This window comes from Mycobacterium sp. 155 (assembly GCF_000373905.1).
GTDB lineage: Bacteria > Actinomycetota > Actinomycetes > Mycobacteriales > Mycobacteriaceae > Mycobacterium.
On record NZ_KB892705.1, the window covers coordinates 2,617,668 to 2,643,905 of the forward strand.

At 64.2% G+C, this 26,238-nt stretch carries 28 protein-coding genes and 1 pseudogene; 14 read left to right on the top strand and 15 right to left on the bottom strand.

Features of this window, described 5'->3' with window-relative positions:
• The first annotated feature begins 102 nt into the window (after nucleotides 1–102).
• Both B133_RS0112455 and B133_RS0112460 read left to right on the top strand, forming a co-directional pair.
• A complete protein-coding gene (locus tag B133_RS0112455; protein WP_018601531.1) occupies nucleotides 103–1,740 on the top strand; it encodes an acyl-CoA carboxylase subunit beta in 1,638 nt (545 codons plus the stop codon).
• A 77-nt stretch (nucleotides 1,741–1,817) separates the two neighbouring features.
• The gene (locus B133_RS0112460) at nucleotides 1,818–2,087 is read left to right on the top strand and encodes an acyl-CoA carboxylase subunit epsilon (protein ID WP_018601533.1); all 270 of its coding nucleotides are present in this window, start codon (nucleotides 1,818–1,820) and stop codon (nucleotides 2,085–2,087) included.
• 334 nt (nucleotides 2,088–2,421) lie between these two features.
• Here the strand turns inward: B133_RS0112460 and B133_RS0112465 are convergent, their stop codons facing one another.
• Entirely contained in the window at nucleotides 2,422–3,864 is a 1,443-nt protein-coding gene (locus B133_RS0112465; RefSeq protein WP_018601535.1) for an exopolysaccharide biosynthesis polyprenyl glycosylphosphotransferase, read from the bottom strand.
• Between the two features lie 553 nt (nucleotides 3,865–4,417).
• Between B133_RS0112465 and B133_RS0112470 the strand changes: the two genes are divergently transcribed.
• Nucleotides 4,418–5,056, top strand: a complete 639-nt coding sequence (locus B133_RS0112470; protein WP_198291061.1) for a nucleoside triphosphate pyrophosphatase — start codon at nucleotides 4,418–4,420, stop codon at nucleotides 5,054–5,056.
• 30 nt (nucleotides 5,057–5,086) lie between these two features.
• Here B133_RS0112470 and B133_RS0112475 read toward each other — a convergent pair whose 3' ends face one another.
• Nucleotides 5,087–6,196: an alpha/beta fold hydrolase gene (locus B133_RS0112475; RefSeq protein WP_018601538.1), complete on the bottom strand. Its 1,110-nt coding sequence runs from the start codon at nucleotides 6,194–6,196 to the stop codon at nucleotides 5,087–5,089.
• Between the two features lie 248 nt (nucleotides 6,197–6,444).
• On the opposite strand from B133_RS0112475, the gene B133_RS0112480 reads away from it, so the two are divergent.
• The 5 genes from B133_RS0112480 (at nucleotide 6,445) to B133_RS0112500 (ending at nucleotide 10,483) form a co-directional block, all read left to right on the top strand.
• Nucleotides 6,445–6,759, top strand: coding sequence for a hypothetical protein (locus tag B133_RS0112480; RefSeq protein ID WP_232423293.1), 315 nt, complete (start codon nucleotides 6,445–6,447; stop codon nucleotides 6,757–6,759).
• A 55-nt stretch (nucleotides 6,760–6,814) separates the two neighbouring features.
• Entirely contained in the window at nucleotides 6,815–7,711 is an 897-nt protein-coding gene (locus B133_RS0112485) for a sulfurtransferase (protein WP_026256340.1), read from the top strand.
• Entirely contained in the window at nucleotides 7,708–8,121 is a 414-nt protein-coding gene (locus B133_RS0112490) for a cysteine desulfuration protein SufE (RefSeq protein ID WP_018601544.1), read from the top strand. The genes B133_RS0112485 and B133_RS0112490 overlap by 4 nt, the downstream gene beginning before the upstream one ends.
• 148 nt (nucleotides 8,122–8,269) lie before the next feature.
• Nucleotides 8,270–10,066 carry an acetyl/propionyl/methylcrotonyl-CoA carboxylase subunit alpha gene (locus B133_RS0112495; RefSeq protein WP_018601546.1) on the top strand — a complete coding sequence of 599 codons (1,797 nt, stop codon included), beginning with the start codon at nucleotides 8,270–8,272 and terminating at the stop codon, nucleotides 10,064–10,066.
• Between the two features lie 84 nt (nucleotides 10,067–10,150).
• Nucleotides 10,151–10,483, top strand: coding sequence for a hypothetical protein (locus B133_RS0112500; protein WP_018601548.1), 333 nt, complete (start codon nucleotides 10,151–10,153; stop codon nucleotides 10,481–10,483).
• A gap of 68 nt (nucleotides 10,484–10,551) precedes the next feature.
• Here B133_RS0112500 and B133_RS0112505 read toward each other — a convergent pair whose 3' ends face one another.
• The 7 genes from B133_RS0112505 to B133_RS24895 form a co-directional block, all read right to left on the bottom strand.
• Entirely contained in the window at nucleotides 10,552–11,274 is a 723-nt protein-coding gene (locus B133_RS0112505; protein ID WP_232423365.1) for an RNA polymerase sigma factor SigF, read from the bottom strand.
• Nucleotides 11,275–11,300: 26 nt separating this feature from the next.
• Entirely contained in the window at nucleotides 11,301–11,723 is a 423-nt protein-coding gene (locus tag B133_RS0112510) for a hypothetical protein (protein WP_026256341.1), read from the bottom strand.
• Nucleotides 11,724–11,814: 91 nt separating this feature from the next.
• Complete coding sequence (locus B133_RS0112515; protein WP_018601554.1) at nucleotides 11,815–12,231, bottom strand: ChaB family protein; 417 nt, start codon at nucleotides 12,229–12,231, stop codon at nucleotides 11,815–11,817.
• A 290-nt stretch (nucleotides 12,232–12,521) separates the two neighbouring features.
• Complete coding sequence (locus B133_RS0112520; RefSeq protein ID WP_026256342.1) at nucleotides 12,522–13,508, bottom strand: LLM class F420-dependent oxidoreductase; 987 nt, start codon at nucleotides 13,506–13,508, stop codon at nucleotides 12,522–12,524.
• Nucleotides 13,509–13,759: 251 nt separating this feature from the next.
• Entirely contained in the window at nucleotides 13,760–14,068 is a 309-nt protein-coding gene (usfY, locus tag B133_RS0112525) for a protein UsfY (protein WP_026256343.1), read from the bottom strand.
• 130 nt (nucleotides 14,069–14,198) lie between these two features.
• Nucleotides 14,199–14,354, bottom strand: a complete 156-nt coding sequence (locus B133_RS24090) for a DUF6131 family protein (RefSeq protein ID WP_018601560.1) — start codon at nucleotides 14,352–14,354, stop codon at nucleotides 14,199–14,201.
• Nucleotides 14,355–14,388: 34 nt separating this feature from the next.
• Complete coding sequence (locus B133_RS24895) at nucleotides 14,389–14,598, bottom strand: hypothetical protein (RefSeq protein ID WP_018601562.1); 210 nt, start codon at nucleotides 14,596–14,598, stop codon at nucleotides 14,389–14,391.
• A gap of 235 nt (nucleotides 14,599–14,833) precedes the next feature.
• On the opposite strand from B133_RS24895, the gene B133_RS0112540 reads away from it, so the two are divergent.
• Both B133_RS0112540 and B133_RS0112545 read left to right on the top strand, forming a co-directional pair.
• Complete coding sequence (locus tag B133_RS0112540; RefSeq protein WP_018601564.1) at nucleotides 14,834–16,150, top strand: bifunctional lysylphosphatidylglycerol flippase/synthetase MprF; 1,317 nt, start codon at nucleotides 14,834–14,836, stop codon at nucleotides 16,148–16,150.
• Nucleotides 16,151–16,190: 40 nt separating this feature from the next.
• On the top strand, nucleotides 16,191–16,559 hold the full coding sequence (locus B133_RS0112545; RefSeq protein WP_232423294.1) for a PE-PGRS family protein: 369 nt from the start codon (nucleotides 16,191–16,193) through the stop codon (nucleotides 16,557–16,559).
• Between the two features lie 109 nt (nucleotides 16,560–16,668).
• Here the strand turns inward: B133_RS0112545 and B133_RS0112550 are convergent, their stop codons facing one another.
• Nucleotides 16,669–17,070: a heme-binding protein gene (locus B133_RS0112550; protein ID WP_026256345.1), complete on the bottom strand. Its 402-nt coding sequence runs from the start codon at nucleotides 17,068–17,070 to the stop codon at nucleotides 16,669–16,671.
• A 483-nt stretch (nucleotides 17,071–17,553) separates the two neighbouring features.
• Between B133_RS0112550 and B133_RS0112555 the strand changes: the two genes are divergently transcribed.
• Nucleotides 17,554–18,582 carry a helix-turn-helix transcriptional regulator gene (locus tag B133_RS0112555; protein WP_018601571.1) on the top strand — a complete coding sequence of 343 codons (1,029 nt, stop codon included), beginning with the start codon at nucleotides 17,554–17,556 and terminating at the stop codon, nucleotides 18,580–18,582.
• Here the strand turns inward: B133_RS0112555 and B133_RS0112560 are convergent.
• Complete coding sequence (locus B133_RS0112560) at nucleotides 18,531–19,190, bottom strand: UdgX family uracil-DNA binding protein (protein WP_018601573.1); 660 nt, start codon at nucleotides 19,188–19,190, stop codon at nucleotides 18,531–18,533. The two genes, B133_RS0112555 and B133_RS0112560, sit on opposite strands and share 52 nt — an antisense overlap.
• A gap of 4 nt (nucleotides 19,191–19,194) precedes the next feature.
• Complete coding sequence (locus tag B133_RS0112565) at nucleotides 19,195–20,328, bottom strand: AI-2E family transporter (RefSeq protein ID WP_018601575.1); 1,134 nt, start codon at nucleotides 20,326–20,328, stop codon at nucleotides 19,195–19,197.
• Nucleotides 20,329–20,435: 107 nt separating this feature from the next.
• On the opposite strand from B133_RS0112565, the gene B133_RS0112570 reads away from it, so the two are divergent.
• Nucleotides 20,436–20,759 (top strand): hypothetical protein, encoded by a 324-nt coding sequence (locus B133_RS0112570; protein ID WP_018601577.1) that lies wholly within the window; start codon nucleotides 20,436–20,438, stop codon nucleotides 20,757–20,759.
• A gap of 43 nt (nucleotides 20,760–20,802) precedes the next feature.
• Here B133_RS0112570 and B133_RS0112575 read toward each other — a convergent pair whose 3' ends face one another.
• The 3 genes from B133_RS0112575 to B133_RS0112585 form a co-directional block, all read right to left on the bottom strand.
• Complete coding sequence (locus tag B133_RS0112575; protein ID WP_026256346.1) at nucleotides 20,803–23,163, bottom strand: glycoside hydrolase family 65 protein; 2,361 nt, start codon at nucleotides 23,161–23,163, stop codon at nucleotides 20,803–20,805.
• The gene (locus B133_RS0112580; RefSeq protein WP_018601581.1) at nucleotides 23,163–23,960 is read right to left on the bottom strand and encodes a beta-phosphoglucomutase family hydrolase; all 798 of its coding nucleotides are present in this window, start codon (nucleotides 23,958–23,960) and stop codon (nucleotides 23,163–23,165) included. The genes B133_RS0112575 and B133_RS0112580 overlap by 1 nt, the downstream gene beginning before the upstream one ends.
• A gap of 216 nt (nucleotides 23,961–24,176) precedes the next feature.
• The gene (locus tag B133_RS0112585; RefSeq protein WP_018601583.1) at nucleotides 24,177–24,692 is read right to left on the bottom strand and encodes a DUF6328 family protein; all 516 of its coding nucleotides are present in this window, start codon (nucleotides 24,690–24,692) and stop codon (nucleotides 24,177–24,179) included.
• Between the two features lie 132 nt (nucleotides 24,693–24,824).
• Between B133_RS0112585 and B133_RS0112590 the strand changes: the two genes are divergently transcribed.
• The gene (locus B133_RS0112590) at nucleotides 24,825–25,034 is read left to right on the top strand and encodes a hypothetical protein (protein WP_018601585.1); all 210 of its coding nucleotides are present in this window, start codon (nucleotides 24,825–24,827) and stop codon (nucleotides 25,032–25,034) included.
• A gap of 147 nt (nucleotides 25,035–25,181) precedes the next feature.
• Nucleotides 25,182–26,217: pseudogene (locus B133_RS22760) on the top strand (alpha/beta hydrolase).
• Nucleotides 26,218–26,238: the final 21 nt, after the last annotated feature.

A 26,238-nucleotide genomic window follows, 5' to 3' on the forward strand; every position in this document is an offset into this window, starting at 1 on the left:
CGGTACCCACCGGCGGTCGAGTACCTGCGCGCCGAACTTCTCTAAGGAAAAACTAAGGGCCACCCGAGACGCAGCACCGTCGCACCGATAGCATCGTGACCCATGACGAGCGTTACCGAGCCGCCGGAAGCCCAAGCCGAGCACACGGTGGATATCCACACCACCGCAGGCAAGCTGGCCGACCTGCGCAAGCGCACCGTAGAGACACTGCACCCCGTCGGCGAGGACGCCGTGGAGAAGGTGCACGCCAAAGGCAAGCTGACCGCCCGCGAGCGCATCTTCGCGCTGCTCGACGAGGGCTCGTTCGTCGAACTCGACGCGCTGGCCCGCCATCGCAGCACCAACTTCGGCCTGGCCGACAATCGCCCGCTCGGCGATGGCGTGGTCACTGGCTACGGCACCATCGACGGCCGCGATGTATGCATCTTCAGCCAGGACGCCACCGTATTCGGCGGCAGCCTCGGCGAGGTGTACGGCGAGAAGATCGTCAAGGTGCAGGAGCTGGCCATCAAGACCGGCCGCCCACTGATCGGCATCAACGACGGCGCAGGCGCCCGGATCCACGAAGGCGTCGTCTCGCTGGGCCTGTACAGCCAGATCTTCCGCAACAACATCCTGGCCTCGGGCGTCATCCCGCAGATCTCCCTGATCATGGGCGCCGCCGCCGGTGGCCACGTCTACTCCCCCGCGCTGACCGACTTCATCGTCATGGTCGACCAGACCAGCCAGATGTTCATCACCGGGCCCGACGTCATCAAGACCGTCACCGGCGAGGACGTCACCATGGAGGAGCTGGGCGGCGCCCACACCCACGAGGCCAAGTCGGGTACCGCGCACTATGTCGCCTCCGGCGAGCAGGACGCTTTCGACTACGTTCGCGAACTGCTGAGCTATCTGCCCCCCAACAACTTCGCCGAGCCGCCGCACTACCCGGCCGAGCCGCCGGTCGGGCCGATCGAGGACAACCTCACCGAGGAGGACCTCGAGCTAGACACCTTGATCCCGGATTCGCCGAACCAGCCGTACGACATGCACGAGGTCATCTCGCGCATCCTCGACGACGACGAATTCCTCGAGGTGCAGGCGGGTTACGCGCAGAACATCATCATCGGATTCGGCCGCATCGAGGGCCGCCCGGTCGGCATCGTCGCCAACCAGCCCACCCAGTTCGCCGGCTGCCTGGACATCAACGCCTCGGAGAAGGCCGCCCGGTTCGTGCGCACCTGCGACTGCTTCAACATTCCGATCGTCATGCTCGTCGACGTTCCCGGCTTCCTGCCTGGCACCGACCAGGAGTACAACGGCATCATCCGCCGCGGCGCCAAGCTGCTCTACGCCTATGGCGAGGCCACCGTCGCCAAGGTCACCGTCATCACCCGCAAGGCATACGGCGGCGCGTACTGCGTGATGGGGTCCAAGAACATGGGTTGCGACGTCAACGTGGCGTGGCCGACAGCGCAGATCGCGGTCATGGGCGCCTCGGGTGCGGTCGGCTTCGTCTACCGCTCCGATCTCAGGAAGGCAGCGCAGGAAGGGCAGGACGTCGACGCGCTGCGCCTCGAACTGCAGCAGACCTACGAGGACACTCTGGTGAACCCCTACATCGCTGCCGAGCGCGGATACGTTGACGCGGTCATCCCGCCCTCGCACACGCGTGGCTACATCGGTACCGCGCTACGGCTGCTGGACCGCAAGATCGTGCAGACGCCGCCGAAGAAGCACGGGAACATTCCACTGTGAGCGGGGCGAACGATTCAACTGCTGTGAGCGGGGCGAACGATTCAACTGCTGTGAGCGGGGCGAACGATTCAACTGCTGTGAGCGGGGCGAACGAGACCGTGACAGCTGACGAGGTCCAGGCCGACGAAGCGAAGGCCGACCACGAGGCTCACATCAAAGTCCTCACCGGCAATCCGACCGACGAGGACATGGCCGTGCTGATGGCCGTGCTGGGCGCCACCGCCGGCGGCGTCGAACGGGTCCGCCGCGATCGCAACCTGTGGGGACATCCGGCGGACAAGCTGCGCTACTCGATCTTCAGCTGGCAGCGGGTGACGTTGTTGGAGCGGACCCACATTCGGCGGTAATAAGGCGCTGCGCAAAAAAGGAGAAGAAGCGGTACCTGGCGCGCATCGTCCTGGTTCTGCGTCGTCGGGCCGCCTCGGTGACCTGACCACCGCCGGCATCGAGCCACATCTGAGGCTGGAACCCGATGCGCGAAATGTCGCCGTCTGATCTGCAATGCGAACGGTCTCCATCGGCCGGTCCGGACGGGACGCCGACGTCATCGGCCCCTCAAAGGCGCCAGCCGCATCAAACACACCGCGGTCGAGTCACTACTCTCCGCGCAAGCGGATCATCACTCCCCAAGAACTTCGAGGTTTGATTGCGGCGCCTCATAGGGGTTCACGATGCGTCCGGTCAATAGGCGCCAGACCCCAGCCATACGGCCCGTACGGTTTTGACCGCGATGGCCAGGTCGGTGAGCATCGACCAGTTTTCGACGTATGAGAGGTCCAGTCGCACTGACTCTTCCCAGGTTAGGTCGGAGCGCCCACTCACCTGCCACGAACCCGTAATCCCCGGCCGCACCAACAACCGGCGCCGAACCTGAGAGTTGTAGGAGGCCACCTCGTTTGGCAGTGGCGGTCGCGGACCGACCACACTCATCGCACCGCTCAGCACGTTGAAGAATTGGGGCAGTTCGTCGATGCTGCACCGACGAAGGATGCGCCCTACTGGCGTGATCCGTGGATCTCGCCGGATCTTGAACAGCACACCACCGCCCTCGTCGAGGTGGGCCACGTCAGACAGTCGGCGATCCGCGTCGACGACCATACTGCGGAACTTGATCATCTGAAATGGCTTGCCGTCCAATCCGATTCGCTCCGAAAGATAGAGCACTGGTCCGCGGCTCGACAGTTTGATGGCCAGTGCCGCAGCGACCAGGATCGGGGAGACCAAGATGAGGGCCAGAATCGAGAAGCAGATATCGAAGACGCGCTTCTGGAAGCACTTGGCGTCGTCGTAGCGAGGCTTGTCGACGTGGATCAGAGGCTGTCCGCCTACCAGGCGCACGGTCAGCCGCGGACCGGCTACGTCGACCATGCCGGGTGAAACCACCAGATCGACATCCAGCTTCTCCAATTGCCACGACAGGTCGCGGATGGCGTCCGGGCGCAGGTACCCCGAAGTGAGCACCACGGTGTCGGCTCCTGATTCCGCTACTACGGCGGCAAGGTCCCCGTCGTTGGGGAAGACCGGCACATGCCCCAGTCCAGGAATGTTTATATGGTCACGACTGAACAGTCCGGGGGCGCACACGCCGATCACCCGGTATCCCTCAGCGGGACGCTTCGCCAGCGCCTCGGCCAACTCCTCAACCGAATCCGGCCGGCCAACCGCGAGGACGGTGTTCATGAACGCGCCGTCGACCCGGCGGTGTGCGACATATCGACGCCACAGCCAGCGATTGAGAGTCAGCATCATCAGCCCCGCCGGGAGCGCAATCGCGAGGTAGCCACGTGCAATGTCAAGCCGGAAGAGCGTGGAAGCCACAGCGACGGCTCCGAACACAGACAACGTCGCAGCCCAGACCCGTCGATACTCTTCGAGCCCACTCCCGATCACACGATGAGAGCGAGTCTGGTAGATGGCCATCGCAGCCAACCACGCCGCGGCTAAGGCCAGGGACACGATCGAATAGCCCACCGAGTTGTAGCCCGCGAGGCTTTCACCGTGCAGACTTCCGAACCTCAGGGATTGAGCACCAGCGATCACCAAGGTGACGACGAAGGCGTCGGAGATCCAGAGCAATTGAAGGTAACCGCGCTGCCACGCCCGAAGCCTGCGCGGCACCGGCATTGCGACAACCTCTGTCACATGCCGAGCGTCGGATATGGCCCTACTCACTTCAAGCTCCCCGATCCGTTCGTCAGCGCAGTTACAGCTAATAAGTAGCACCTTCCCCATCGTTGGTCAGTGATGGGGCCTCCACGGTGATGAAGCTTACGCTAGTACACGATCGACACGTTGCCAAACATAATTTGATGTGGCTAGTTTTGTAGCATTACACCAGCTAGATCCCAATATTTGATCCCAGGATCCGACACGCTGTGATGTTGCTTAAGTGGCGACCGGCTAGGCAGCGCCAGTTGATGGCCCTTTTTGCATCGCCGCTTAAACTAGTCTTAGGTATGCAGTTTCAGCACTCTTACAGCATGTTGCTGAAACAGCCCAGCATCATTCCGCCGAGGTGGGCCCGCTCATCGCCTTCAAAAGTTTGCTTGCCGGACCACGCACTGCGGCTTTCCAGACGCGATCAGGGCCGCTCACCACACCGACGGCGAACAGACCGCGAAGGCTCGATAGCCTCGTCACCCATGACGAGCGCTTGCGCGAAGAAGAAGAAACGGCGCTGATGACGCGCGTCGTCCTGGGTTCCGCGTCGTCGGGCCGCCTCGGTGTACTGCGCCACGCGGGCATCGACCCCGCGGTGGTGGTTTCGGGCGTTGACGAGGACGCGCTCATCGCCGGGTTGGGCGATGCCCCACCCGATCACGTGGTCAGCGAGCTGGCGGTGGCCAAGGCCGACGACGTCGTGACTCGGCTGCCCGCCGAGATCGCCTCCAACTGTGTGGTGATCGGTTGCGATTCCATGCTTTTCCTGGACGGTCGGCTATGCGGGAAGCCCGGCACAGCCGACGTGGCACGCGAACAGTGGCACGCCATGTCCGGCCAGGCGGGCCGGCTGTACACCGGACACGCAGTGATCACCGTGCGCGATGGATCCATCGGCCACCGTATTGTCGAAACATCCGCCACCACAGTGCATTTCGCGACACCCACGGAAGAAGACCTCGACGCTTATCTGGGCACCGGTGAACCTCTCGGCGTTGCAGGCGGATTCACGCTCGATGGGCTCGGCGGCTGGTTCGTAGACCGCATCGACGGCGACCCGTCGAACGTGATCGGCTTGAGTCTGCCGCTGCTGCGCCGCATGCTGGCCACGGCCGGGCTCTCCATCGCGGATCTCTGGCAAGAATCTGCGCGATGAGTTAACGCCCGAGCGCACATCGACACGCGGTCATGCGGTGCGCACGTCTCGGGGCAGAAGTAATTGGCGGACGGCTGCGACATGTTGCCGCGCGATGCTTGGACGCTCGGCACGGCGCACCAACTCCATGTCGACCCGCTCGGCTACATCCATGCCCAGCAGGTTGTCGTCGGCGTTCAGTTTCCGCACCCACGCGTCCGGCGCGGTCAGCGTCCGGTCCCATTCGTCGATGTCGCGCCAGTCGGCGATGCTCAACTCTGCGGCAGTCTGTCGAAGCACGTCGCCCAACGCACCCTCGAGCAGCCGGCGGACCGAGTCGGCTCCACGGCGCGGGTTGGTGATGAGCCACGAATGGCAGGCGCCACGCACCCGGTACAACGTCGCGTTCGCGTCATTCGCGACCTCGCAAGCGCTTTCGAACGGCACGATGGCATCGCTTTCGCCATGGAGCACCATTGTCGGAATATGCCGTTCTCGCATGACCCGCAGCAGCGGAGTGCATTCCCTCGACTGCAGGATCGCTCGTGCCGCACCGGTGAATCCCGTCGGGGGCAGGAATCGGCCCATCGCGACAGCGCTCAACATGCGTAGGTATCTGCTTGCGGACGCGAGCTGCATTCGAAACGGGTCCCGGTACATGTCACTCACCGCTGCGAAGATGGCGCGCAATATCTGACGGGGCGAATGCGCCACGGTGGCCACGGCGGCGTCGAACGACGTGCCCGCGGCGGCGTCGAACAGGATGGCCGCTATCACCCGCTCGGGTGCGGTGGCGGCAAGGTGGATTGTCATTCGCCCACCCATCGAATGTCCCGCGAAGACAGCCCGATTGATCCCGAGCGCATCCAGGCTTCGAATCACGAGATCGGCTCGGTCGCTGAGTTCCCCTGCGTCACAAGGTAGATCGTGCGTGTCGCCGTGGCCGGCAGTGTCGACGGCCACGACCAGGAACCCCAGGCCGGCGACTCGGCTGAGCAGGCGTACGTATGCGCGACGACTCAGTCCCAAACCGTGCAGAAAGACCAACGGAACACCTCGGCCACCGATGGAGACACCGACCTGATGCCCGTCGTCGAGCCGGATGACATGGTGGGACAGCCGAACCCTGGCTCCTGCTCGACCGGATGTCGCCGCTTTCATCGGGCATCGCTCCTCTTTTGGCGATCTGGATACCCCCGCCGGCGTCAGCCAAACTCCGCCCGGACGATGCGGCAGGCCGACCAAGGACTTCCTGAATCGGATGGGCGCTCTGTCCATGGACGGGACAGCCGACCGACTGCCATTGCACGACAACAGAATTCACCATCTCGGCGGCCACTTCGACTCAGGCGGCACAGGGCCGGGCCGGCCGTCACCACTCTACGGTGACCAAATTGCAACCTTTTTCCGTGACGGCACGCCGCGCCGATGACTCCGATATGCGCTCCGACGGGTCGACACTGGGCCGCATGCCAGTCGAAGAAACGATGTGGGACGTACGCATAACACGCGACATCGAGACCTATGATCTGGAGCGGCTGCGCGCCGCATTCGCCGACGTCATCGCCAAGCAGCTCGCACCGGGCAAGCGCCTGCTGCGGGTCGTTACATGGTGCCAGGACGGCGGGTCACTGTTTCGTACGCGGTCCTCTCAGATGAAAAGCCGTACCGGCCAGGCCATGCGCCGCTACGCCGTCGCCTACGAGGTCGTGTACACCGCCTGACAGCGGACTCCTACCGCCGAACAGCGCTTTCCCGCTCAGCGGTACGCTCGTGGTCGTGCCGCTGCCTGCAGATCCCAGCCCCACACTGACCGAATACGCCCATCCCGAACGCCTGGTCACTGCCGACTGGCTGGCCAGCAACCTCGGCAGGCCCGGACTGTCCATCGTCGAGTCCAATGAGGACGTGCTGCTCTACGACACCGGCCACATCCCCGGCGCGGTGAAGATCGACTGGCACACCGACCTCAACGATCCTCATGTCCGCGACTACATCACCGGCGAGCAGTTCGCCGAGTTGATGGATCGTAAGGGCATCGCCCGGGACGACACCGTGGTGATTTACGGCGACAAGAGCAACTGGTGGGCCGCCTACGCGCTATGGGTGTTCACGTTGTTCGGCCACCCCGATGTGCGGTTGCTCGACGGTGGCCGCGACCTGTGGGTGTCCAACGGCCGCGACACGACCCTTGACGTGCCGTCCCGGCAGACCTCGGGTTACCCCGTCGTCGAGCGCGACGACGCCCCGATCCGGGCATACAAACAGGACGTCCTCGACATCCTCGGCAAGCAGCCGCTGATCGATGTGCGATCGCCACAGGAGTACACCGGCGAGCGCACGCACATGCCCGACTATCCCGAAGAGGGTGCGCTGCGAGGCGGCCATATCCCGACCGCGCGCTCCATCCCGTGGGCCAAGGCAGCCAAGGACAGTGGCGAGTTCCGCAGCCGTGCCGAACTCGAGGAGCTGTACGGCTTCCTCAAACCTGACGACACGACGGTCGTCTACTGCCGTATCGGTGAACGCTCCAGCCACACCTGGTTCGTGCTGACGCATCTGCTCGGGCTGCCCGGTGTCCGCAACTACGACGGCTCGTGGACCGAATGGGGCAACGCGGTGCGCGTGCCGGTCGCGGTCGGCCCTGATGCAGGTGAAGTCCCGGGAGCCTCATGAGCTCCATGCCGGCGGCTCTGGCGGAGGTGGTTTCGGACTTCCAGGAAGTGTCCGGCCAGGACAAGCTCCAGCTCCTGCTGGAGTTCGCCAACGAATTGCCGGCGCTGCCGCCCGAGCTCGTAGAGGCGGCCATGGAGCCTGTGCCGGAGTGCCAGTCGCCGTTGTTCCTCGACGTCGACGCCTCCGACCCTGATCACGTCCGGTTGTATTTCAGCGCGCCCGCCGAAGCTCCCACGACGCGGGGCTTCGCCGCGATCCTGGCTACCGGGCTTGACGGCCAGTCCGCCGCCGCCATCCTCGCGGTCCCCGACGATTTCTACACCGACCTTGGGCTGGCCGCGTTGATCAGTCCGCTGAGGTTACGTGGGATGTCAGCCATGCTGGCCCGGATCAAACGGCGCTTGCGCTGAGCCGGCACTGCACCCCAGGTCACCGCAACCTGTGAAAACTTACTTTCAAGTAACCGGCACCGCCTCACCGAGCGTTAGGGAGCGCCGCATAAACTTCCCGCGATACATTCTTAAAGACGATTCTTAGAGAACCTGCCGAGGAGGCACCGTGGCCAACCACGCCAGCTCAAAGATCTCCAAGGTGCTTGTCGCCAATCGCGGGGAGATCGCGGTTCGGGTGATCCGCGCCGCCAAGGACGCCGGCCTGATCAGCGTGGCCGTGTACGCCGAGCCCGACGCCGACGCGCCACACGTACGGCTCGCCGACGAAGCGTTCGCTCTGGGCGGGCAGACCTCAGCCGAGTCCTACCTGGTCTTTGAGAAGATCCTGGACGCCGCCGCGAGGTCTGGCGCCAACGCCATCCACCCGGGCTACGGCTTCCTGAGTGAGAACGCCGACTTCGCCCAGGCCGTCATCGACGCCGGGCTGATCTGGATCGGGCCCAGCCCGCAGTCCATCCGCGACCTCGGTGACAAGGTCACCGCCCGCCACATCGCCGCCCGCGCGCAAGCCCCGCTGGTGCCCGGCACCCCCGACCCGGTCAAGAACGCCGACGAGGTCGTCGCCTTCGCCAAAGAGTACGGCGTGCCGGTCGCGATCAAGGCCGCGTTCGGCGGCGGTGGCCGTGGCATGAAGGTGGCCCGCACCCTCGAGGAGATTCCCGAACTGTTCGAGTCGGCGACCCGTGAGGCCGTCGCCGCGTTCGGCCGCGGTGAGTGCTTCGTCGAGCGCTACCTGGACAAGCCCCGTCACGTCGAAGCTCAGGTCATCGCTGACACACACGGCAACGTTGTCGTCGCCGGCACTCGCGACTGCTCGCTACAGCGCCGCTTCCAGAAGCTGGTCGAGGAAGCTCCGGCCCCGTTCCTCACCGACGCACAGCGCAAGGAGATCCACGAGTCCGCCAAGCGCATCTGCAAGGAGGCCGGCTACTACGGTGCGGGCACCGTCGAGTACCTGGTCGGCCAGGACGGCCTGATCAGCTTCCTCGAGGTCAACACCCGTCTACAGGTCGAACACCCGGTGACCGAGGAGACCGCGGGCATCGACCTGGTGCGCCAGCAGTTCAAGATCGCCAACGGCGAGGCGCTGGACATCACCGAGGATCCGACCCCTCGCGGCCATTCGTTCGAGTTCCGGATCAACGGCGAGGACGCCGGCCGCGGCTTCCTGCCCGCCCCCGGCCCGGTCACCAAGTTCGAGGCTCCGACCGGCCCGGGCGTCCGGATGGACTCCGGCGTGGAGAGCGGATCGGTCATCGGTGGTCAGTTCGACTCGATGCTGGCCAAGCTGATCGTCACCGGCGCCACCCGCGACGAGGCGCTGGACCGGTCCCGCCGGGCGCTCGCCGAATTCAACGTCGAGGGCCTCGCGACCGTGATCCCATTCCACCGCGCCGTGGTCAGCGATCCGGCGTTCATCGGTGACGGCGACAAGTTCGACGTCCACACCCGCTGGATCGAGACCGAGTGGGACAACACCGTCGAGCCGTTCACCGGTGGCGACCCGATCGAGGAAGAGGACACCGTCCCACGGCAGACCGTCGTGGTCGAGGTCGGCGGCCGCCGCCTCGAGGTGTCACTGCCCGGCGACCTGGCGCTCGGTGGAGGTGGCGGCGGCACCCCCGCCGGCGTGGTTCGCAAGAAGCCGAAGCCGCGTAAACGTGGCGCCAGCGGCGCGTCTGCCGCTTCGGGCGACGCGGTGACCGCACCGATGCAGGGCACCGTGGTCAAGGTCGCCGTCGAGGAGGGCCAGGAGGTCTCCGCAGGCGATCTGGTGGTGGTGCTGGAGGCCATGAAGATGGAGAACCCGGTTACCGCACACAAGGACGGCACCATCACCGGCTTGGCGGTGGAGGCTGGCGCGGCCATCACCCAGGGCACCGTGATCGCCGAGATCAAGTAGATCTTTCGCACCGAGTGGCCACCTATGGCGCGGATTCCGGTGAATCCTGTGTCATAAGTGGCCATTTGGCATCTTGGGGGACATGTGGAACCTGTTGAAATCAACAACGGCCAGTGGTACTTGCGCGGACTGCGTGCCGATGACCGCGTCGACGACCGGCCCGCGCTCGCCGATCTGGGCGAAACGGACCTGGACTACGTGCACGACGCCGAGGACGGCTGGGCCGATGACACCCGCTACACGTGGGCGGTGTGCGAGCCCACGACCGGCGAACTGCTCGCCGAGGTCGTACTCGACCCCGTCACCGGGTTCATGAGCAGCCGGGGCCGTCCCGGGTTCGAGGATGCCGCCGCGATGTCGGAGGACACCGTGAGGCGGTATGCGGAGGCGGCACTGGGCTTGGAAGTGCACACGTGACTTTCACGCCAGCAACGACTTTCGGCGTACCCAGGACGGCTCGGGGCTTTACCTCATGGGCCGCACGATCACTGCAACTGGTCCCGCAGCCGCGCTAGCGATTTCGCAAGCAGACGCGAGACGTGCATCTGCGAGACACCGACCCGTTCGGCGATCTGCGTCTGAGTCTGTGATTCGAAGAACCGCAGAAGCAGCACCGTGCGTTCCCGCTCGGGCAACGCCGCCAACAACGGGCGCAACGTCTCGCGATTCTCGATGCGTTCGAGGGCGGTGTCGACGTCGCCGAGGGAATCCACGATGGCGGGAGTCTCCTCGTCTCCGCCACCACCGCTGTCGATGGACAGTGTGTTGTAGGAGCTGCCCGCCACCAGACCTTCGACGACTTCGTTGCGGTCGACACCGAGTTCTTCGGCGAGTTCGGACGCGGTGGGCGCGCGGCCTAACCGTTGAGAGAGTTCAGATGTCGCCGTTCCCAAGCGCAGGTGTAGTTCCTTGAGCCGCCGCGGTACCTTGACCGACCAGCTGTTGTCGCGGAAGTGCCGCCGTACCTCACCCATGATCGTTGGCACGGCGAATGATACGAAGTCCGAGCCAGTCTCGACATCGAACCGGTTGACGGCGTTGACCAACCCCACCCTCGCGACTTGCACGAGGTCTTCGCGGGCTTCTCCGCGCCCGTCGAAGCGACGAGCGATGTGGTCCGCCAGCGGTAGGCACCTGGTGACTATCTTTTCGCGTTGGTCGGCGTAAGCCTGCGTGTGTTCGTCCAGTCCGCCGAGCACACGGAACATGTCAAGGACGTCCGCGTATTCCGATGTCACTGCGAAAGGCTCGCTCGCCTCGCTATCAGCGATATGCCGAATACCGCGCCGGTGTCGGCGTCCTGACCATCGGTGAAGGTCTGCACTTCGTGCGCCAATGACGTCAGGACGTGCCAGCTGAAGCTTCCGGGCTCGACCACGTTCTCGCCCCTGCAGGTCGTCGATGCGGTGATGACCACTTCGTCGTTGCGCGGATCAACGACGACGACGAGCGTCGAATCCGGCATCGAGGATCGAATCAACGCGGTGCACGCCTCGTCCACCGCCAGCCGTAGGTCGGCGACCATGTCGAAATCAAGATCCTCGAAAGTGGCTGCAGCACCGACCAACGTTCTGAGAACGGCAAGGTTCTCTACTCTGGCCGCGACTCGCAACTCGACAGACCGCACGCCTGCGTCAGGTGCGTTGTCTTGGGCCATGTGACCTCCAGGCATTGTCTCGCCCACCATACCCCCGGCCACCGGTTTCACCGTTGACATACGGGCTCCGGGAATCAGTCCAGACGACACGTCATCGCTTGCGCGTTTCCCGGCGATTCTCTTTTTCGATTGCTTCCACAAGTTCTTTTTTGTCCATCGTCGAGCGTCCTCGGATATCCAGCCGGCGCGCGACCTCCAGCAGGTGCTTCTTGCTGGCACTCGCGTTGACTCCTTCCGCTGACGCGCCTTTCGCATTGGGCCCGCCGCTACGGGCCCGCGCATCGGATGGCCCCTTGTGATCCTTGGCCTCCCAATGGTCGCCGACCTTCTCGTAACTGCGCTTGAGCGCCGAGTACGCCACCCGGTGCGCACGTTGACCCTCGCCATAGGATTCCACTGCCGAGTCGTGCGCTTTTGCGAATGTCCGCTGCGCCTTGGCATCCGATTTCTTCAACGTGCTCGGCAGCTCACTCTGCTTGGCCTTACCCTGCCTCGTGGTCTTCGGCAACGTCCCGGCTCCTCCCGGCTGCTGTGGCGGATACGACGGATCGACCGCACGTTCGGGTAATTCCTCATGTCTAGTGCCCACATACCGAACAATCCAAACATCGCCTCGGACCGCTTCCCGGCCAGCAAAAGGGTTGTCATATGTCCACCCCTCCGCGTTTCGCATCCAATTATGTTGTCGGACAATGATTTATTCCATTTCGAAATCAGGGCCACGGGCCACACCGCATCCCGTCACGGACGTGGATGCCAGCTGACTCCTCCACGAAAACCGTTCACTAACAAGGTCGTTCAGTCGAGTTCTGCGCGCAGCGCGGCCAGCAGCGGTTTGGCCGCCTCGTTCAAGAACTGCTCCTGGCTATCGCCGCCGATCTGAACCAACGCAATGTCGGTGAAGCCGGCATTGCGATATTCGTCGACCGATTCGACGATCCGGTCGAGGTCAGGCCCGCACGCTATGGCCGACGCAACGTCCTGCGGCCTGACGAACTGCGTCGCGGCAGCGAACCCCGCGGGTGTCGGCAGGTCCGCGTTGACCGACCAGCCTCCGGCGAACCACCGGAATTGCTCGTGAGCCCTTCTGACGGCTTCATTCCGGTCGGGATCCCAGCACACCGGAACCTGCCCGATCACCCGGCCTTCGGGCAACACGCCGGTGGCTTGCCGCCGGTCTCGCCAGTCGTCGACAATGGCGCGGTCGGGAGCCACGTCGATCAGATGGTCGGCGAGCAGCGCAAGTTTCTCGACAGCTTTCTCACCGGTCATGGATACGCCGATGGTCACCGGTTCGCCGGGGACATCCCAGATCCGCGCAGAGTCCACTTCGAAGTACTCGCCCCGGAAATCGATCAGGTCGCCGCCGAGGAGTTCCCTGATGATCTTGATCGCCTCACCCAACATGTCGAGCCGGCGCTCGACCGTGGGCCAGCGCTGCCCGACGACGTGCTCATTGAGGTTCTCACCGCTCCCCAGGCCCAGAGTGAACCGGCCATCGGCGAGGATCTGTACGGTGGCCGCCTGCTGGGCGACCACCGCCGGGTGATACCTCATCGTCGGACACGTCACGTAGGAATACAGGTGCACCGAATTCGTCGCGTGCGCAACGGCACCGAGCACTGGCCAAGCGTTCGGCGCATGCCCCTGCCCTGCCAGCCAAGGCGAGTAATGATCGCTGCACACTTCGAAGTCGAACCCCACCTGCTCCGCACCGACCGCATATTCGACGAGGTCGCGAGGGCCGCTCTGTTCGGTCATCAGCGTGTATCCGAATCGCGTCATGTCGACCGAGTACCCGTGCATGCCGCGATGAAACTGGGTACCCACCCGCCATGACCGAATCACACAGGAACTCGCCAGGTTGAACAACGGCACCGCGGCCTACGGCTTTCCGATTCCCCTTGCCGCATTGACGCTTCTGAACCACCGATTTCGCGGTACTCGCCCTGACGTTCCGTTCGTGATCCGGCGCCGCAGCCACCCGTCCGGCCGGCATCCGGCTGGTGACCTTGTTAGCTTGTGCCGCGACGTGGTCAGCTGCTGGGACGTTGCCTCATCACACTCGGATGGTCGGCGTACCAACGCTGTTCGATGTGCCTGATCCTGATGTGTTCGAACGCCAACCACAGGGATCCGACGAGGAATCCCGCTGCGGACAAAGCGCCCACAGTGAAACCGACCTCGGTATGGCCCGTCGCGAAGGCGGACAAACAGGCGACGAACAACACCAGCGCCAGACCGATCACGACCAGCGCGGGCATGATCACGTTGTCCTTCATCGACTCACCGGCATGCGGCCGAGTTGTTCTGGAGTGATCCACCGGATCTTTCGGACCTTTCATGGCTGCTCCTTCCCGCCATATTCTGCTGGCCCTGCTCCCCCCTATTGCGGGGCTGTATCTACGGTAGAACGATTTCGCCGGGCCGACGACAATTCCGTCAACCCGGCGTCCTCGACGCTTACCGCGCAGGTCAATACCAGACGCGTCGGCCGCCGACCGGTCGCCCGATCGAGCCGAGCAGCCAGAAGATGGCACCTGCCACCAACAGGATCACCCCGACGACCCACAGCAGATAGACGTTGAACACCAGACCGAGAATGAGCAGTATCGCTCCGAAGACGATCATCGGGACCTCGTTTCCATAGGTGTGCGGCTGGATGTCACTGGCTTGGTTGCGGTAGTCGGCACTGGTTCACCTTCGGGTTCACACCCGCATAGTTGAGCGGACCCGCCACGACTGTGAGCGCGATGTTGCCCGCTGCGACACAGCTGGTCGAACCCGTCCGGAAGTAGTCGCGCTGCCAAGCCGCGAATACCCCGATCAGCAACCAGATCAGGACAATTACTCCAAGTGAGCCACCAAACCTCATGCCGGCGGGATAACCCTTTCGAACCACTTCGAAACGTCACGCCACCGCCCGGTTGCACTGTCCGTCGCGCGGAGTAATCCTCGAATTGACTACCGCGCAACGTCAACGCGCCGATTCACGTGATCGAGGAGGACTTCCGGCGATGCTCGAGAGCAATCGCGCAAGATGGACACATCGACCCACCGTCGCTGCGTCTGAGCCGGCCGGTGCGGGTCGCAGGCGTGGGTGGCGCGGCATGCCGGGCTTGATCGTTGTCGGCGGTGCGGCGATCATCCTCACTGCGTGGTACGGCCTCGGTCACAGCACCCCCCAAGCCGCTTCAGCGGAGGTTGTTGCGGCCGCGGTCACGGTCATCACCGTCGGGCACGGAATGTTGCTCGGCCGCCCGATCACCCGACTGCACGGCACGCTGGCACTGGCGGCGGTGCTGCTGGCCGTCGTTGCGGATGACATCGGCGAGGTAGGCGGCTTCGCGGTGTTCATCCTCGCGGCCGGAGTTCTGCTGATGCTCCCATGCCGATCACGGGCCGAGCCCGACGCATTGCCCCAAGTGCACCGGTTGGTGGACCAGACCCACGACGACCCATTGGCGCCATTTGCGATGGCCGCCAACAAAAGCTATGTCTTCAGCACCGATAACAGTGCGGGCGTGGCCTACCGGGCGCTGGGTGGACTGGCGGTAGTCAGCGGCGATCCGATCGGCGACGAGAACCGCTACCCCGAAGTGGTCGGCCGGTTCGCGGCGCTCTGCCGGTCCCGTGGCTGGCGGATCGTGGTCCTGGCGGCATCGGAATCCCGCATAGCACTGTGGTTGAACGCCGGCGGGGTCGGCAGTCTCAAAGCGATCCCCATCGGGCGCGATGTCGTCATCGACGTCAGCGAATTCAGTCTTTCGGGTCGGAAAAAACGCAATCTGCGCCAGGCCGTGCAGCGCACTCACAACGCGGGAGTCACCACCGAAATCATCGCCGAACAGGACCTCGACGCCGACCTACGGGCCGAACTCGCCGATGTCGTGCGAGCGTCCGGCAGAGGTACGGCCGGAGAACGTGGATTCGCGATGATGTTGGGCGACACCCTATCCGGACGCTACCCCGACGTGTGGCTGATCATCGCCCGTGATCGCTTGGGGCGGGCACAGGCGTTTCATCGTTACGCCACAGCCGCGGCAACAGACCTGAGCCTGGAGCTGCCCTGGCGACGCAAGGGCGCTCCCAATGGAATCGACGAACGCCTTACCGTCGATATGATCGAATGGGCTCAACGCGCCGGAATTCAACGGGTTTCGCTCGCCTTCGCGCCGTTTCCCGAGCTCTTCGCCAAGGACCCGACGGCCGGGATCGCCGTTCACGCCGGTTACCTGCTTGCCCATGTCGGTGACCGGCTCATCAAATTGGAGTCGATCTACCGGTACCTGCGAAAATTCGATGCCCTGAAAGAACGCCGGTACGTACTCTTCCCGCCCACTCACCTGCTGTCGACCCTGTTCATTCTCTTGCGCCTGGAATTCGGCCACCGCCCAGACTGCGGTCCGTTGAAGACCGATCCGTGATTCGGGTTTCGTGCTCGCGCAACCGGGATATCCCGAAGACATGATGAAGCTCAACCTAGGAACCAGGATCAAGCGCGACGTCGCACCGCTCGTGTTCGCGGGAGCCGTCGCATCGGCGATCGCCGCCGCACCGTTCGCAACAGCACAGGTCCCCGGCCAGGTGGCGAGTGTGCAGCCGGGCACCATCGCAACCGTCCCGCTCGACCCGGGCGGTGGCGGCTGCATCAACGGCCAATGTGGGTCTGGCGGAACCGATAACGGGCCTGGCGGCGGACCCGGCGGTAGTGGCTGCGTGCCCGGACCGAACGGCCCGATCTGCGGGTCCGGCGGCGTCAACGGTGGCCCCGGCGGGGTTCCCGGTGGCGGCGGCTGCGTACCCGGCATGGGCTGTGGCTCCGGTCACGGCTGACACACGCGACACGGCGGTATGAGGCGGCCGGGCATCCTGTCGATCCGTCGGTACATGCCGGAGACGATGCCGGCCCGCTGGCGCAACCGGCGGGCCGGAACATCGCCACTTAGCCGGCCATGAACTGCTCGTAGGCCGACGCCAGGTCCGGCAACAACACCGCGACGTTGCACTGGCGCTGCGCGTCGCCGATCGGAGCCAGGATGTTGCGCAGGTCGTAGTACTCACCCGGGTTTGCCGTGAAGTAACCCCTCAGGTCGGCTGCGGCCTGGTCTCGAGGCTTCCCATAAGCGGCGGTCACCGCGTTGTCGGCCCCGGGGTGTGCGGCGAGGTACTGGTGAGCCGCACCCGTCACGGAACTGACCGTGCCCGCCAGAGTTTGGGCGCTGCATTGATCAGGGGCCGCGGAAGCGGCCGGGATTGCGATCGTGGCCGCGCAAACCCCGCCGAACAAAAACCCCGCACCAATACTGGCGAAACCTCGGCGTGCGGCTCTGCTGCTTAATTTCATGATCATTTCTTTCTTCGACTGTGAATTGTCGTCTTTTTCCCCAACCTCGAAAACCACGGTAGCGCAGCGCGAAAGTGCCGCCGCGGTAACCGGTTTGCACTATGTGCACCCGTAGCGACGGCTAGCCAGCTCGCAATGAGCGAACAATCGGACAGCGTTACACCGATTGACCGTGATATTGACCGCAATGAGTGCCGAATTCGGCGTAAATCCGAATCGAATCACAGAAATATCGCCCTATTCTTAATCAATCGTGACCTTGAGGGCCCCGGAAAAGCGGACCGGGGATCCGCACGATTCGCGGACCGGCGGAGCGGTCGTTCGTTATTTGGATGCCGGTTTTCGTTTGGCGACTCGTCGACGCGGCGATCGAGCCGAGCCGGCTCGCCGTGACCAGGAGCTTCGTGAGCGTCGGTACTCTGGAGAACCGAGGTCGGTTCAGAACGATGCCGTTGGTCGTTGTGTGCTGTCCAGGGGTGAGTGATGTCTGCCGTTCTGCTTGACACCGAAGATATCGGTGTCGCCGAGGCCACCTTGAGCGCCGTCTTCTCCAAACTCCGGATTCTGGTGCCGCATCCGGAGACCCCCGCACCAATGCGTCTGGAACGCTCGTCGGTTGGCGCCATCGGCGTCGACACTGCCGAGTACGGCTGCAGCTTCGGCTATCAGATGGATCCACCCACACAGATACTGGTGTGCCACGTGATCAGCGGCGGCGTCGAACAGCGATCGCCGAATTCAGAAGGCGTGCGGTACCGACCCGGCGAGGTCACCGCGTTCCTACCAAGTGCGGCACCACGATTCGACGGACGAGTCCTGCGCGGCCGCTATCACCATCTCGTCGTCGACCCGGGCGTCCTGACCAGTGTCGCGGGTATCGGGAATCCGGTGCATCTCACGGGAGCCGTCCCGGTCTCGGCTGCCGCCAGCCACCAATTGGCCACCCTCGTCGATTACGTGGGCGGCAGCGCCGCCAATGGGCAACCGCAAAGCAGTCCTTTGCTGGCCCGAATGCTGGAGCAACACGTTGCGGCCGTACTGCTGGCGACCCTGCCGCACGATGCAGTCCTCGAACCGACTTCACAGGACCGTCGCGACAGCAGCCCGGTTCTGTTGCGGCGGGCCATCGCCTTCATCGAGGACAACGCCCACACCGATATTTCGCTGGCCGACATCGCCGCCGCGGTCTACGTGACGCCCAGGGCACTGCAATACATGTTTCGCAGGCATCGCGACTGCCCGCCCATGTCGTACCTGCGGCGCGTCCGCCTGCACCACGCTCACCTCGAGCTGCTCGTGGGCGCCGACGCGACATCGGTCGGTGAAATCGCCCGCCGCTGGGGCTTCGCGCACGCCGGTCGATTTGCCGCGTATCACCGTGAACACTACGGGTGCTCGCCGCAGGAACTTCTCAGGGACTACGGAGCCCCGGCCGGCAAACCGCGCCTAGCCACCCGCGCTCACCCCAGCAGTGATGCCGCCAACCGCAAGTCGGTCACCAACCCGTCGTAGGCGTCGGCGCGCATATCGCGCGGCGCACGCAAGACCGCTGAGGGATGGATACTCACCACCACATCCGGGTACAGGTGGTCGGCGGGCAGCGCAGAGGTGGGCATCCGCAACACTTCACCGCGGTGGACGGACAGACGAAAGTCGTTTCCCATCAGTGACTTTGCCGCCGTTGCGCCGAGCAACACCAGGACATCGGGCTGCACCACACCCAGTTCGGCGAACAACCATGGCCGACACGCGACAACCTCGGTACGGCTGGGGGTCTTGTGAATGCGTCGCTTCTGGCCGGCCGCCCGGGTGAACTTGAAATGCTTGACGGCGTTGGTCAGATAGACCTGATCCCTGACAACCTCTGCGGCGCGCAAGGCATCGTCGAGCAGCCGCCCGGCCGGGCCGACAAACGGCTGCCCGTCGCGGTCCTCACGGTCACCAGGCTGCTCACCGACCAGCATCATCGCGGCCGTAGCTGGCCCGGCGCCGAAGACGGCCTGCGTGGCGTCACGGAACAAGTCGCACCCGCGACACCCCTGCACGGCATCCGCGAGTCCGGTGAGCGCCGTGGTCTCAGGGATGTAGGGTTCTGCACCCTCAACGTGGCGGGCAGTCATCGATTCACTCCCCCGCTTTTCGGTGCACAGGGCGGGTATCCACGTCGTCGTCCACGGCACTGTCGCGAGGGGGCGTCCGTTCGCTCATCAACACCCGCACAGCGCTGTTCAGAAACGCGATGGTCGGCACCGCGATCAGCGCCCCCACCACGCCGGCCAAAACCCCGCCGGCAGCGATACCGAGGACGATCGCCAGTGGATGGATGGACACCGCCCGCCCCATCACCAACGGCTGCAAGACGTGCGCCTCGATCTGCATGACGGCCACGATGACCCCGAGCGTGATGAGCGCATACAGCAGTCCTTTGGCCAGCAGTGCCACCACGATGGCCAGAAAGCCGGATACCAGCGCCCCGATCAACGGGACGAACGCGCCGAGGAACACCACCGACGCCAACGGCAACGCCAACGGAACCCCCATGATGGCGAGAGCGGTGCCGATGCCGGCCGCATCGACGAAAGCGACCAGCGAGGTCGCCCGGATGTAGCCAATCAACGAATGGAATCCGGCATTGCCCGCCTTGCGAATCCGCTCGCGCACACCCAACGGCACGATCAGGGTGCTGAATCGCCAGATGTTGCGGCCGTCGAGAAGGAAGAAGATCACGGTAAAAAGCCCTAGGAGCGCGCCGGTGACGATCTCCGACAGCGTCCCTGCGGTGGACAGTGCTCCGGTCGTCAATTGTTCCTGATGGTTGCGCAGGGACTGAATCGCTGTGTCACCGATGTGGTTGACCTGATCGCGGCTCAAGTGCGCGGGCCCCTTGATCAGCCAGTCACGTGTCGAGTCGATGCTGTGCGTGACCTGTTCGACCAGACCTGGGACGCCATCGATGAACTGGGTGATGACGAAGGCCAGTATTCCGCTCAGGACAGCCAGTCCCGCCACCATCACGAGCGCGACAGCTACTCCCCGTGGTGCGCCGATACGGTCGAGCAGGTCTACCGCGGGCAGTAGCAACGCCGTGACCAGAAGTGCAAGTGCCACCGGCACGACCACCACCCCGAGACGGCGCAGTATCTCCAGCAGGGTCGCGATAGCGATGACGATCACCAGCAGCCGCCAAGCCCACGCCGCGGCTTGGCGCACAACAGGCGTCACCGCCGCGCCATCCGAGCGCAACTCCCACGACGCCATGACGGTGGGATTGCCGCGAGCGCACCCCGCGAAACCGATCCGCGCAAAGCCGGGCAAAGCCGGGGCAATCCGGTTTGGCCGAGCACCGTGGCGGGCAGTCTCCGGTGATGGCACGCGAAGATGAAAACATGCTCAGCCAGCAGGAAAGCCTGGACTCCGACGAAGTCCGCAACGACGACGGAGACCAGACGGTAGATCCGCCCGAAGAATGGATCGAACCGAAAGAAAGCGAATCGCTAGGCGAACGGCTGTCCGAAGAGAACCCGGACGTCACACCCGAGGACGTACCGGCCGACACCGGAGACGATTCGACCGTCCGCGGATCCGAATCCGAGCCGGACCCGCTCACACTCACCGAACAGGCCCGCACGAAAGGCCAGATCGACGGAACTCCCGAGGACGGTGACTCGTTCTACGACGTCGTCGAATAATGGCGCAGAGCCTGGCCGCGTGCTGTGCCCGGCGTGCCGAAGTTCAATCTCGTGGACTTTCCCAACGGCAAGGTTCGCGCCCCGGAGGTTGGTGTGGGCGTGGTAGCAACGGAGTTCGTTTCCGCAGCGGGACAGAGATCGGCGACTCCGTCGTCAGCTCGAGATCACGGTCGCCGTGGCGTACCCGCAGGCGTCCGGAAGACCCGTCGCGCAAGGTGTACGTCGCGGCCTCGTGCGTAATGTCCACGGTGACCCGGTAGTCGTGCCAACGCAGCCGGAACTTCAAACGCGTGATGTCTTCGGGCAGTTGCGGATCCAGCGCGAGAATGCTTTCGCTTTCGCGTAGTCCGCCGAAACCCGCGAGCAGAGCGATCCAGGTGCCGGCGAGTGACGCCACGTGCAGTCCGTCCCGCGTGTTGTGTTCCAGGTCGCGCAGGTCCATGAGCGCCGCTTCGGCGACGTAGTCGTGGGCCAGTTCCAGATGTCCGACCTCGGCGCACAGTACCGCCTGGGTACACGCCGACAACGACGAATCACGGGCGGTCCGCGGCTCATAGTAATCGACGTTGCGGGCCTTCTGCTCGTCGGTGAAGCAGTGTCCCAGCCAGTGCATCGCCAACACCAGGTCCGCTTGTTTGATCACCTGCGACGGGTAGAGCCGCACATAGGGCTGACTGAGCAACAGCGGGTAGGTGGTGTCGTCGGTGAACCGCCATTCGCGCAGCCTCGTGAACCCTTCGCACTGTTGATGGACATCCAGTTCCCTGTCGTAGGGCACATGCACGGTGTTCGCGGCCTCTCGCCAGGCCACCATCTCATCGGCGGTAACCTCCAGCCCCGCAGCCAGATCGGGATGGCGCTCGCAGGCGGCCACAGCGATGCTTAAGTTTTCGGCGGCCATGAGATTGGTGAACAGATTGTCGCGCGCCACCGCGGTGTATTCGTCAGGACCGGTGACCCCGTCGATATGCCACACGCCGTGGCGATCGTAGTGTCCCAGCGAGCACCAGAGCCGCGCCGTCTCGACCAGAACCGGCAGTCCGCATTCCGCCTCAAGCGTCTCGTCTCCGGTCACGATGCGGTATCGCTCGAAAGCCATTGCTATGTCCGCGTTTATATGCCAGGCCGCAGTACCGGCCGGCCAGTATGCCGAGCATTCCTGTCCAGCGATGGTGCGCCACGGAAACGTGGCGCCGTTCAACTCCAGTTGTGCGGCCCGTTCCCGCGCGAGATCGAGGGTCGAGGCCCGCCACCGCAGCGCATCGGCAGCCGCCGACGGCCAGGTGTAGGTCAACACCGGCAACACGTAGCCCTCGGTGTCCCAGAACGCGTGGCCGTCATAGCCGGGGCCGGTCAAGCCTTTCGAGGGAATCGCTCGTCGCTCGGCCCGGGCACCGGCCTGCAACACGTGAAAAAGACCGAACCGCACGGCTTGCTGGCAACGCGCATCCCCCTCGACTTCCACGTCAGCGTTGTCCCAGAACTCGTCGAGGTACTCCCGCTGCGAATCGAGTAGTCCCTGCCATCCGGTGTAGCGGGCACCGGCCATCGCGCCGGCAACCTGATCACGCAGGGCCGGCCGCGACCGCAGGCTGGACCAGCCGTAGGCGAGCAGTTTGACGATGCGCAGGCGTTGGCCCGGCCGCAATCCGCAGATCACCGTCGTACGAGCCAGATCCGCGCTCGTCTCGGTCGAGACCTCGACCCTGCCGGGCACATCGACCAGATGATCCATCGCGGCTGCCATGGTCAGTTTGCTCGATCGGGTGCGGTGCATCAAGAGCGCCTGCTGACCGTGTCCCTCATGAGCCACCGACGTCAAGGGATGGCTCAGAATCGCCGCGGCACGCGGATCCGGTGAGGTGCTGGGCTGGTCCTCGTTCGCTACCAGTTCGGATTGCACTGTGATTCGGGCGAATTCACCGACCGGCTGGATGATGAACTCGATCGCTGCGACGCTGCGGTGGCACAGGGACACCAGTCGGGTCCACTGCAGTAACACCTGCTTGCCTGCCGGCGAACACCAGCGGGCTCGCCTCGTCAACGTGCCGGCACGGAAGTCCAGCGTCCGTTCGTGCTCGATCAATTCGCCGTAGCGGACGTCGAACGGTTCATCGTCGACCAGCAGCCGTAACACCTTTCCGTTGGTCACGTTGATCAGGGACTGGCCGTCTTCCGGATAGCCATAGCCGGCCTCCGCATAAGGCAACGGACGCAACTCGAAGAACGAATTCAGATACGTGCCGGGCAGTCCATGTGGCTCGCCCTCGTCAAGATTTCCACGAAACCCGATGTGTCCATTGGACAACGCGAATACCGATTCGGTCTGGGCGATGAGGTTCAACTGGAGCTCGGTCTCGCGCACCCGCCAGGGCTCGACCGGAAAAGCACCATCGTTGATCATCATGCGGCCAGCAGTTCGGCGAGGTCACCGACCACCTTGTCGGCGCCGTTGTTCCACAACGCTGCGGCCGATCCGGTCCGGTCGACGCCGACCACGCAACCGAAATGTCCGGCCCGACCGGCCTGTACGCCGGCGACCGCGTCCTCGAAGACCGCCGCGTGAGCCGGCGCGACGTCGAGCAGGTGCGCGGCATAAAGATACGGGTCCGGTGCCGGTTTTCCCTTGAGATGGTGTTCGCCGACCACGATGCCGTCGACCCGGCATGCGACGAACTTGTCGAGGCCCGTGATGTCGAGTACGTCGCGGGTGTTCATGCTCGACGACACGACGGCGACCGCGACACCGGCGCGGCTCACGGCCTCAAGATAGCGGCGGGAGCCCTCGAACACCGTGACGCCGTCGCGATGCAGCAATTGCTGGAAAAGTTCGTTTTTCCGGATGGCCAACCCGTGCACGGTGTCGGCGCGGGCGTCGTCCTCCGGATTCCCCTCGGGAAGGTCGATGTGTCGGCTGGACAGGAAATCGCGCACGCCGTCTTCACGGGTGCGGCCGTCGACGTAGCGGCGGTAATCGTCATCGCTGAACCCGGGTCCGTCGCCACGCCGGCGCAGGTATTCGTCGAACGTCGACTTCCACGCTCGCTCATGCACACTCGCGGTGTCGGTGAGGACACCGTCCAGGTCAAACAGGCAGGCCCGCACCTGAGTGGGCAGGCCCGGCGCCTTGGCCTTGGGTGCCAGGTCGGCCCCCAGGTCGGCGTTGTCCCCATCGCGTTCTTCTGTGTGGTCTTCAGCCATACCTGTCGATTACCCGTTCACCGGTCACGTCACCGCATGAACTCATGAGCGATCTGCAAACCGAGCCGCGGGCCGGGAAGATACATCGGGAACCGTACCGGGATACGCGAGAGGTGTTGGGCTGGGAACGTATTCGTAAAGAGACTGCCGACAACGAACTACACCGCCGCATTTCTGCTGCTGGCCGAACGGCTCGGGCTGACGGTGTGACGGCGCCTACGGCGCCGGCGGCTGTAACCCACCCGTCCGCATGAACAACGGCACCGCCAGCCAGAACAGCGCGAACATAGACAATGCGATAGCACCCGCGATCAACGCCACGATGGCGCCGGCGACCGCATCGAACACGATGACCGTTACGCCCACGAGTGCCGCCCCGAGCAGGATCAGTCCCGAATAGGCACACCGGTGCGCCGCCGGCACCAGCACTGTCAGCCGGTGGCGGCGGAACAAAAGCCGGTGCATCCCGACCGGTGCGATCAACAGCACAGTGGCAGCAACCGACGCACCGACTGTGGCGAGATAGACCAATCGCATCTCAGCGGTGAGAATATTGAATCGTTGCTGAAACGGCAACGTCAGCAAAAACCCCGTCAGCAGTTGGACACCGGTTTGGGTGACCCGCAGTTCCTGCAGCAGACTCGACCAATTACGGTCTAGTCGTTCGGTTTCGGTCTCCCGACGCTGCCGAGTATCCCAGCGCTGATCCCGTTCCGGATGTTCGATGTCCATGATCTCACCGGGGGTTGCCCGCGGTCGTGAGCCTCGTCGTCACGCCGCCTCCCTCATGTCTTCAGCTCTGTATCGTCGAGTACCCGCATGTCGCGGGGAATAACCACCGGAAACGCTGGGTAATCCACCTGTATGACGGCTGACTGCACGGTTGAGACGATCCTTCCCAGCGAGGTCGCCGAGGGCGACGTCATAAGAGATCCAGCGGCGAACCGCTGGTTCACCGTGAACGAAATTCAGGTGGCCTCCGGAGCGGGCAGTGGGGTGTTCAGCTTCTATGACAAGGGCCCGGACGACGCGATCACCTTTTCGGGCGACGAACCGGTGACGCGCAGGAAGTGATCATCTCGAGTTTGATGGCACGGTCGCGGCCGCAACCGCAGCTGCGGCGGTCAAAGCGAAACTAACACGGGCAAAACATGATTCGATCAATAGCCGTTTCGGTTCCACCACCTGGGGTATCCCAGTCAGGGACAGGAGTTGATCGCCATGAGAAAAGCCCGACGCGATGCCGGCGCCTGCAACCGTAGCCCTGTCAAGGGCACGCGACATCACCATCGCCACCGGAGCCCACAGTCGTTGGCATTGGCGGCCGGATGCCGCGTCATCGTCAAGAACGCCGTCCGGATGTGGGCACTGCAACCCGATCTGCGCTGGCCGTTCGACACGATCGATCGCCTCGCAGGGTTCGCGCCGCTACCGGCAGCTGTGTCCGTCGAGCGGATCGGTCTACCCTCGTGTCCCGCCGAGTTGATCTGCGCGGCAGGTATATCGGCGCGCCGCGCGGTGCTGTACCTGCACGGTGGGGCGTTCCTGACCTGTGGGCTCAACACCCACCGCCCCCCTTGTGACACGGTTGTCGCGCGCCGCGGACGCCGAAGTTCTCAACATCGGATATCGCATGCTGCCCAACTACGGTCCGTCAGCAGCGGTCGCCGATGCCCTCGACGGGCTCCGGTGGCTCCTGCGCCGCGGCTATCAGGACCGCGACATCGTACTGGCGGGCGATTCCGCCGGTGGTTATCTCGCGCTTGCCACCACGCTGGAACTGCTGCGGCGTGGTCACGCCCCAGCGGGCGTGACCACGATTTCGCCGTTGACCGATCTGAACCCGGAAAGCAAACTTACCCAACCTAATTCGAATCGATGCTCGATGTTCACCGCGCACGCCATGTCGGCATTCGCCCGCTACCTCGCGACTCAGCACCGCAGCGCATTCAACCGGCACATCATCTCTCCCGTCGATGCGGAGCTGACGGACATGCCGCCGGTCTCGATCCATGTGAGTACCGACGAGTTGCTGTTGTCCGACGCCGAGCTGATGTACCAGCGCATGAACGATGCCGGAGCGACGTGCGATCTACACCTGTGGGACGGACAAATCCACGATTTTCCGCTGGCAGCTGACATCCTGCCAGAGGGACGGCGGGCCATCCGCTACATCGGTGAGTTCATCAGGCAGGTCACCCCGGTCTCAGACGAGGATGCCGTCGCCCGCGACTACGCCAGAGCTGCCTCTCTCTGACGGGCCCACGCTTTGACCCAA

Coding starts and splice junctions, on each gene's coding strand:
- B133_RS0112455 (WP_018601531.1), top strand. CDS start 103: ATGACGAGCGTTACCGAGCCGCCGGAAGCCCAAGCCGAGCACACGGTG.
- B133_RS0112465 (WP_018601535.1), bottom strand. CDS start 3,864: ATGCCGGTGCCGCGCAGGCTTCGGGCGTGGCAGCGCGGTTACCTTCAA.
- B133_RS0112475 (WP_018601538.1), bottom strand. CDS start 6,196: ATGAAAGCGGCGACATCCGGTCGAGCAGGAGCCAGGGTTCGGCTGTCC.
- B133_RS0112490 (WP_018601544.1), top strand. CDS start 7,708: ATGAGCTCCATGCCGGCGGCTCTGGCGGAGGTGGTTTCGGACTTCCAG.
- B133_RS0112505 (WP_232423365.1), bottom strand. CDS start 11,274: ATGTTCCGTGTGCTCGGCGGACTGGACGAACACACGCAGGCTTACGCC.
- B133_RS0112510 (WP_026256341.1), bottom strand. CDS start 11,723: ATGGCCCAAGACAACGCACCTGACGCAGGCGTGCGGTCTGTCGAGTTG.
- B133_RS0112520 (WP_026256342.1), bottom strand. CDS start 13,508: ATGACGCGATTCGGATACACGCTGATGACCGAACAGAGCGGCCCTCGC.
- usfY (WP_026256343.1), bottom strand. CDS start 14,068: ATGAAAGGTCCGAAAGATCCGGTGGATCACTCCAGAACAACTCGGCCG.
- B133_RS24090 (WP_018601560.1), bottom strand. CDS start 14,354: ATGATCGTCTTCGGAGCGATACTGCTCATTCTCGGTCTGGTGTTCAAC.
- B133_RS24895 (WP_018601562.1), bottom strand. CDS start 14,598: ATGAGGTTTGGTGGCTCACTTGGAGTAATTGTCCTGATCTGGTTGCTG.
- B133_RS0112540 (WP_018601564.1), top strand. CDS start 14,834: ATGCCGGGCTTGATCGTTGTCGGCGGTGCGGCGATCATCCTCACTGCG.
- B133_RS0112545 (WP_232423294.1), top strand. CDS start 16,191: ATGATGAAGCTCAACCTAGGAACCAGGATCAAGCGCGACGTCGCACCG.
- B133_RS0112550 (WP_026256345.1), bottom strand. CDS start 17,070: ATGAAATTAAGCAGCAGAGCCGCACGCCGAGGTTTCGCCAGTATTGGT.
- B133_RS0112555 (WP_018601571.1), top strand. CDS start 17,554: ATGTCTGCCGTTCTGCTTGACACCGAAGATATCGGTGTCGCCGAGGCC.
- B133_RS0112560 (WP_018601573.1), bottom strand. CDS start 19,190: ATGACTGCCCGCCACGTTGAGGGTGCAGAACCCTACATCCCTGAGACC.
- B133_RS0112565 (WP_018601575.1), bottom strand. CDS start 20,328: ATGGCGTCGTGGGAGTTGCGCTCGGATGGCGCGGCGGTGACGCCTGTT.
- B133_RS0112570 (WP_018601577.1), top strand. CDS start 20,436: ATGGCACGCGAAGATGAAAACATGCTCAGCCAGCAGGAAAGCCTGGAC.
- B133_RS0112575 (WP_026256346.1), bottom strand. CDS start 23,163: ATGATCAACGATGGTGCTTTTCCGGTCGAGCCCTGGCGGGTGCGCGAG.
- B133_RS0112580 (WP_018601581.1), bottom strand. CDS start 23,960: ATGGCTGAAGACCACACAGAAGAACGCGATGGGGACAACGCCGACCTG.
- B133_RS0112585 (WP_018601583.1), bottom strand. CDS start 24,692: ATGGACATCGAACATCCGGAACGGGATCAGCGCTGGGATACTCGGCAG.
- B133_RS0112590 (WP_018601585.1), top strand. CDS start 24,825: ATGACGGCTGACTGCACGGTTGAGACGATCCTTCCCAGCGAGGTCGCC.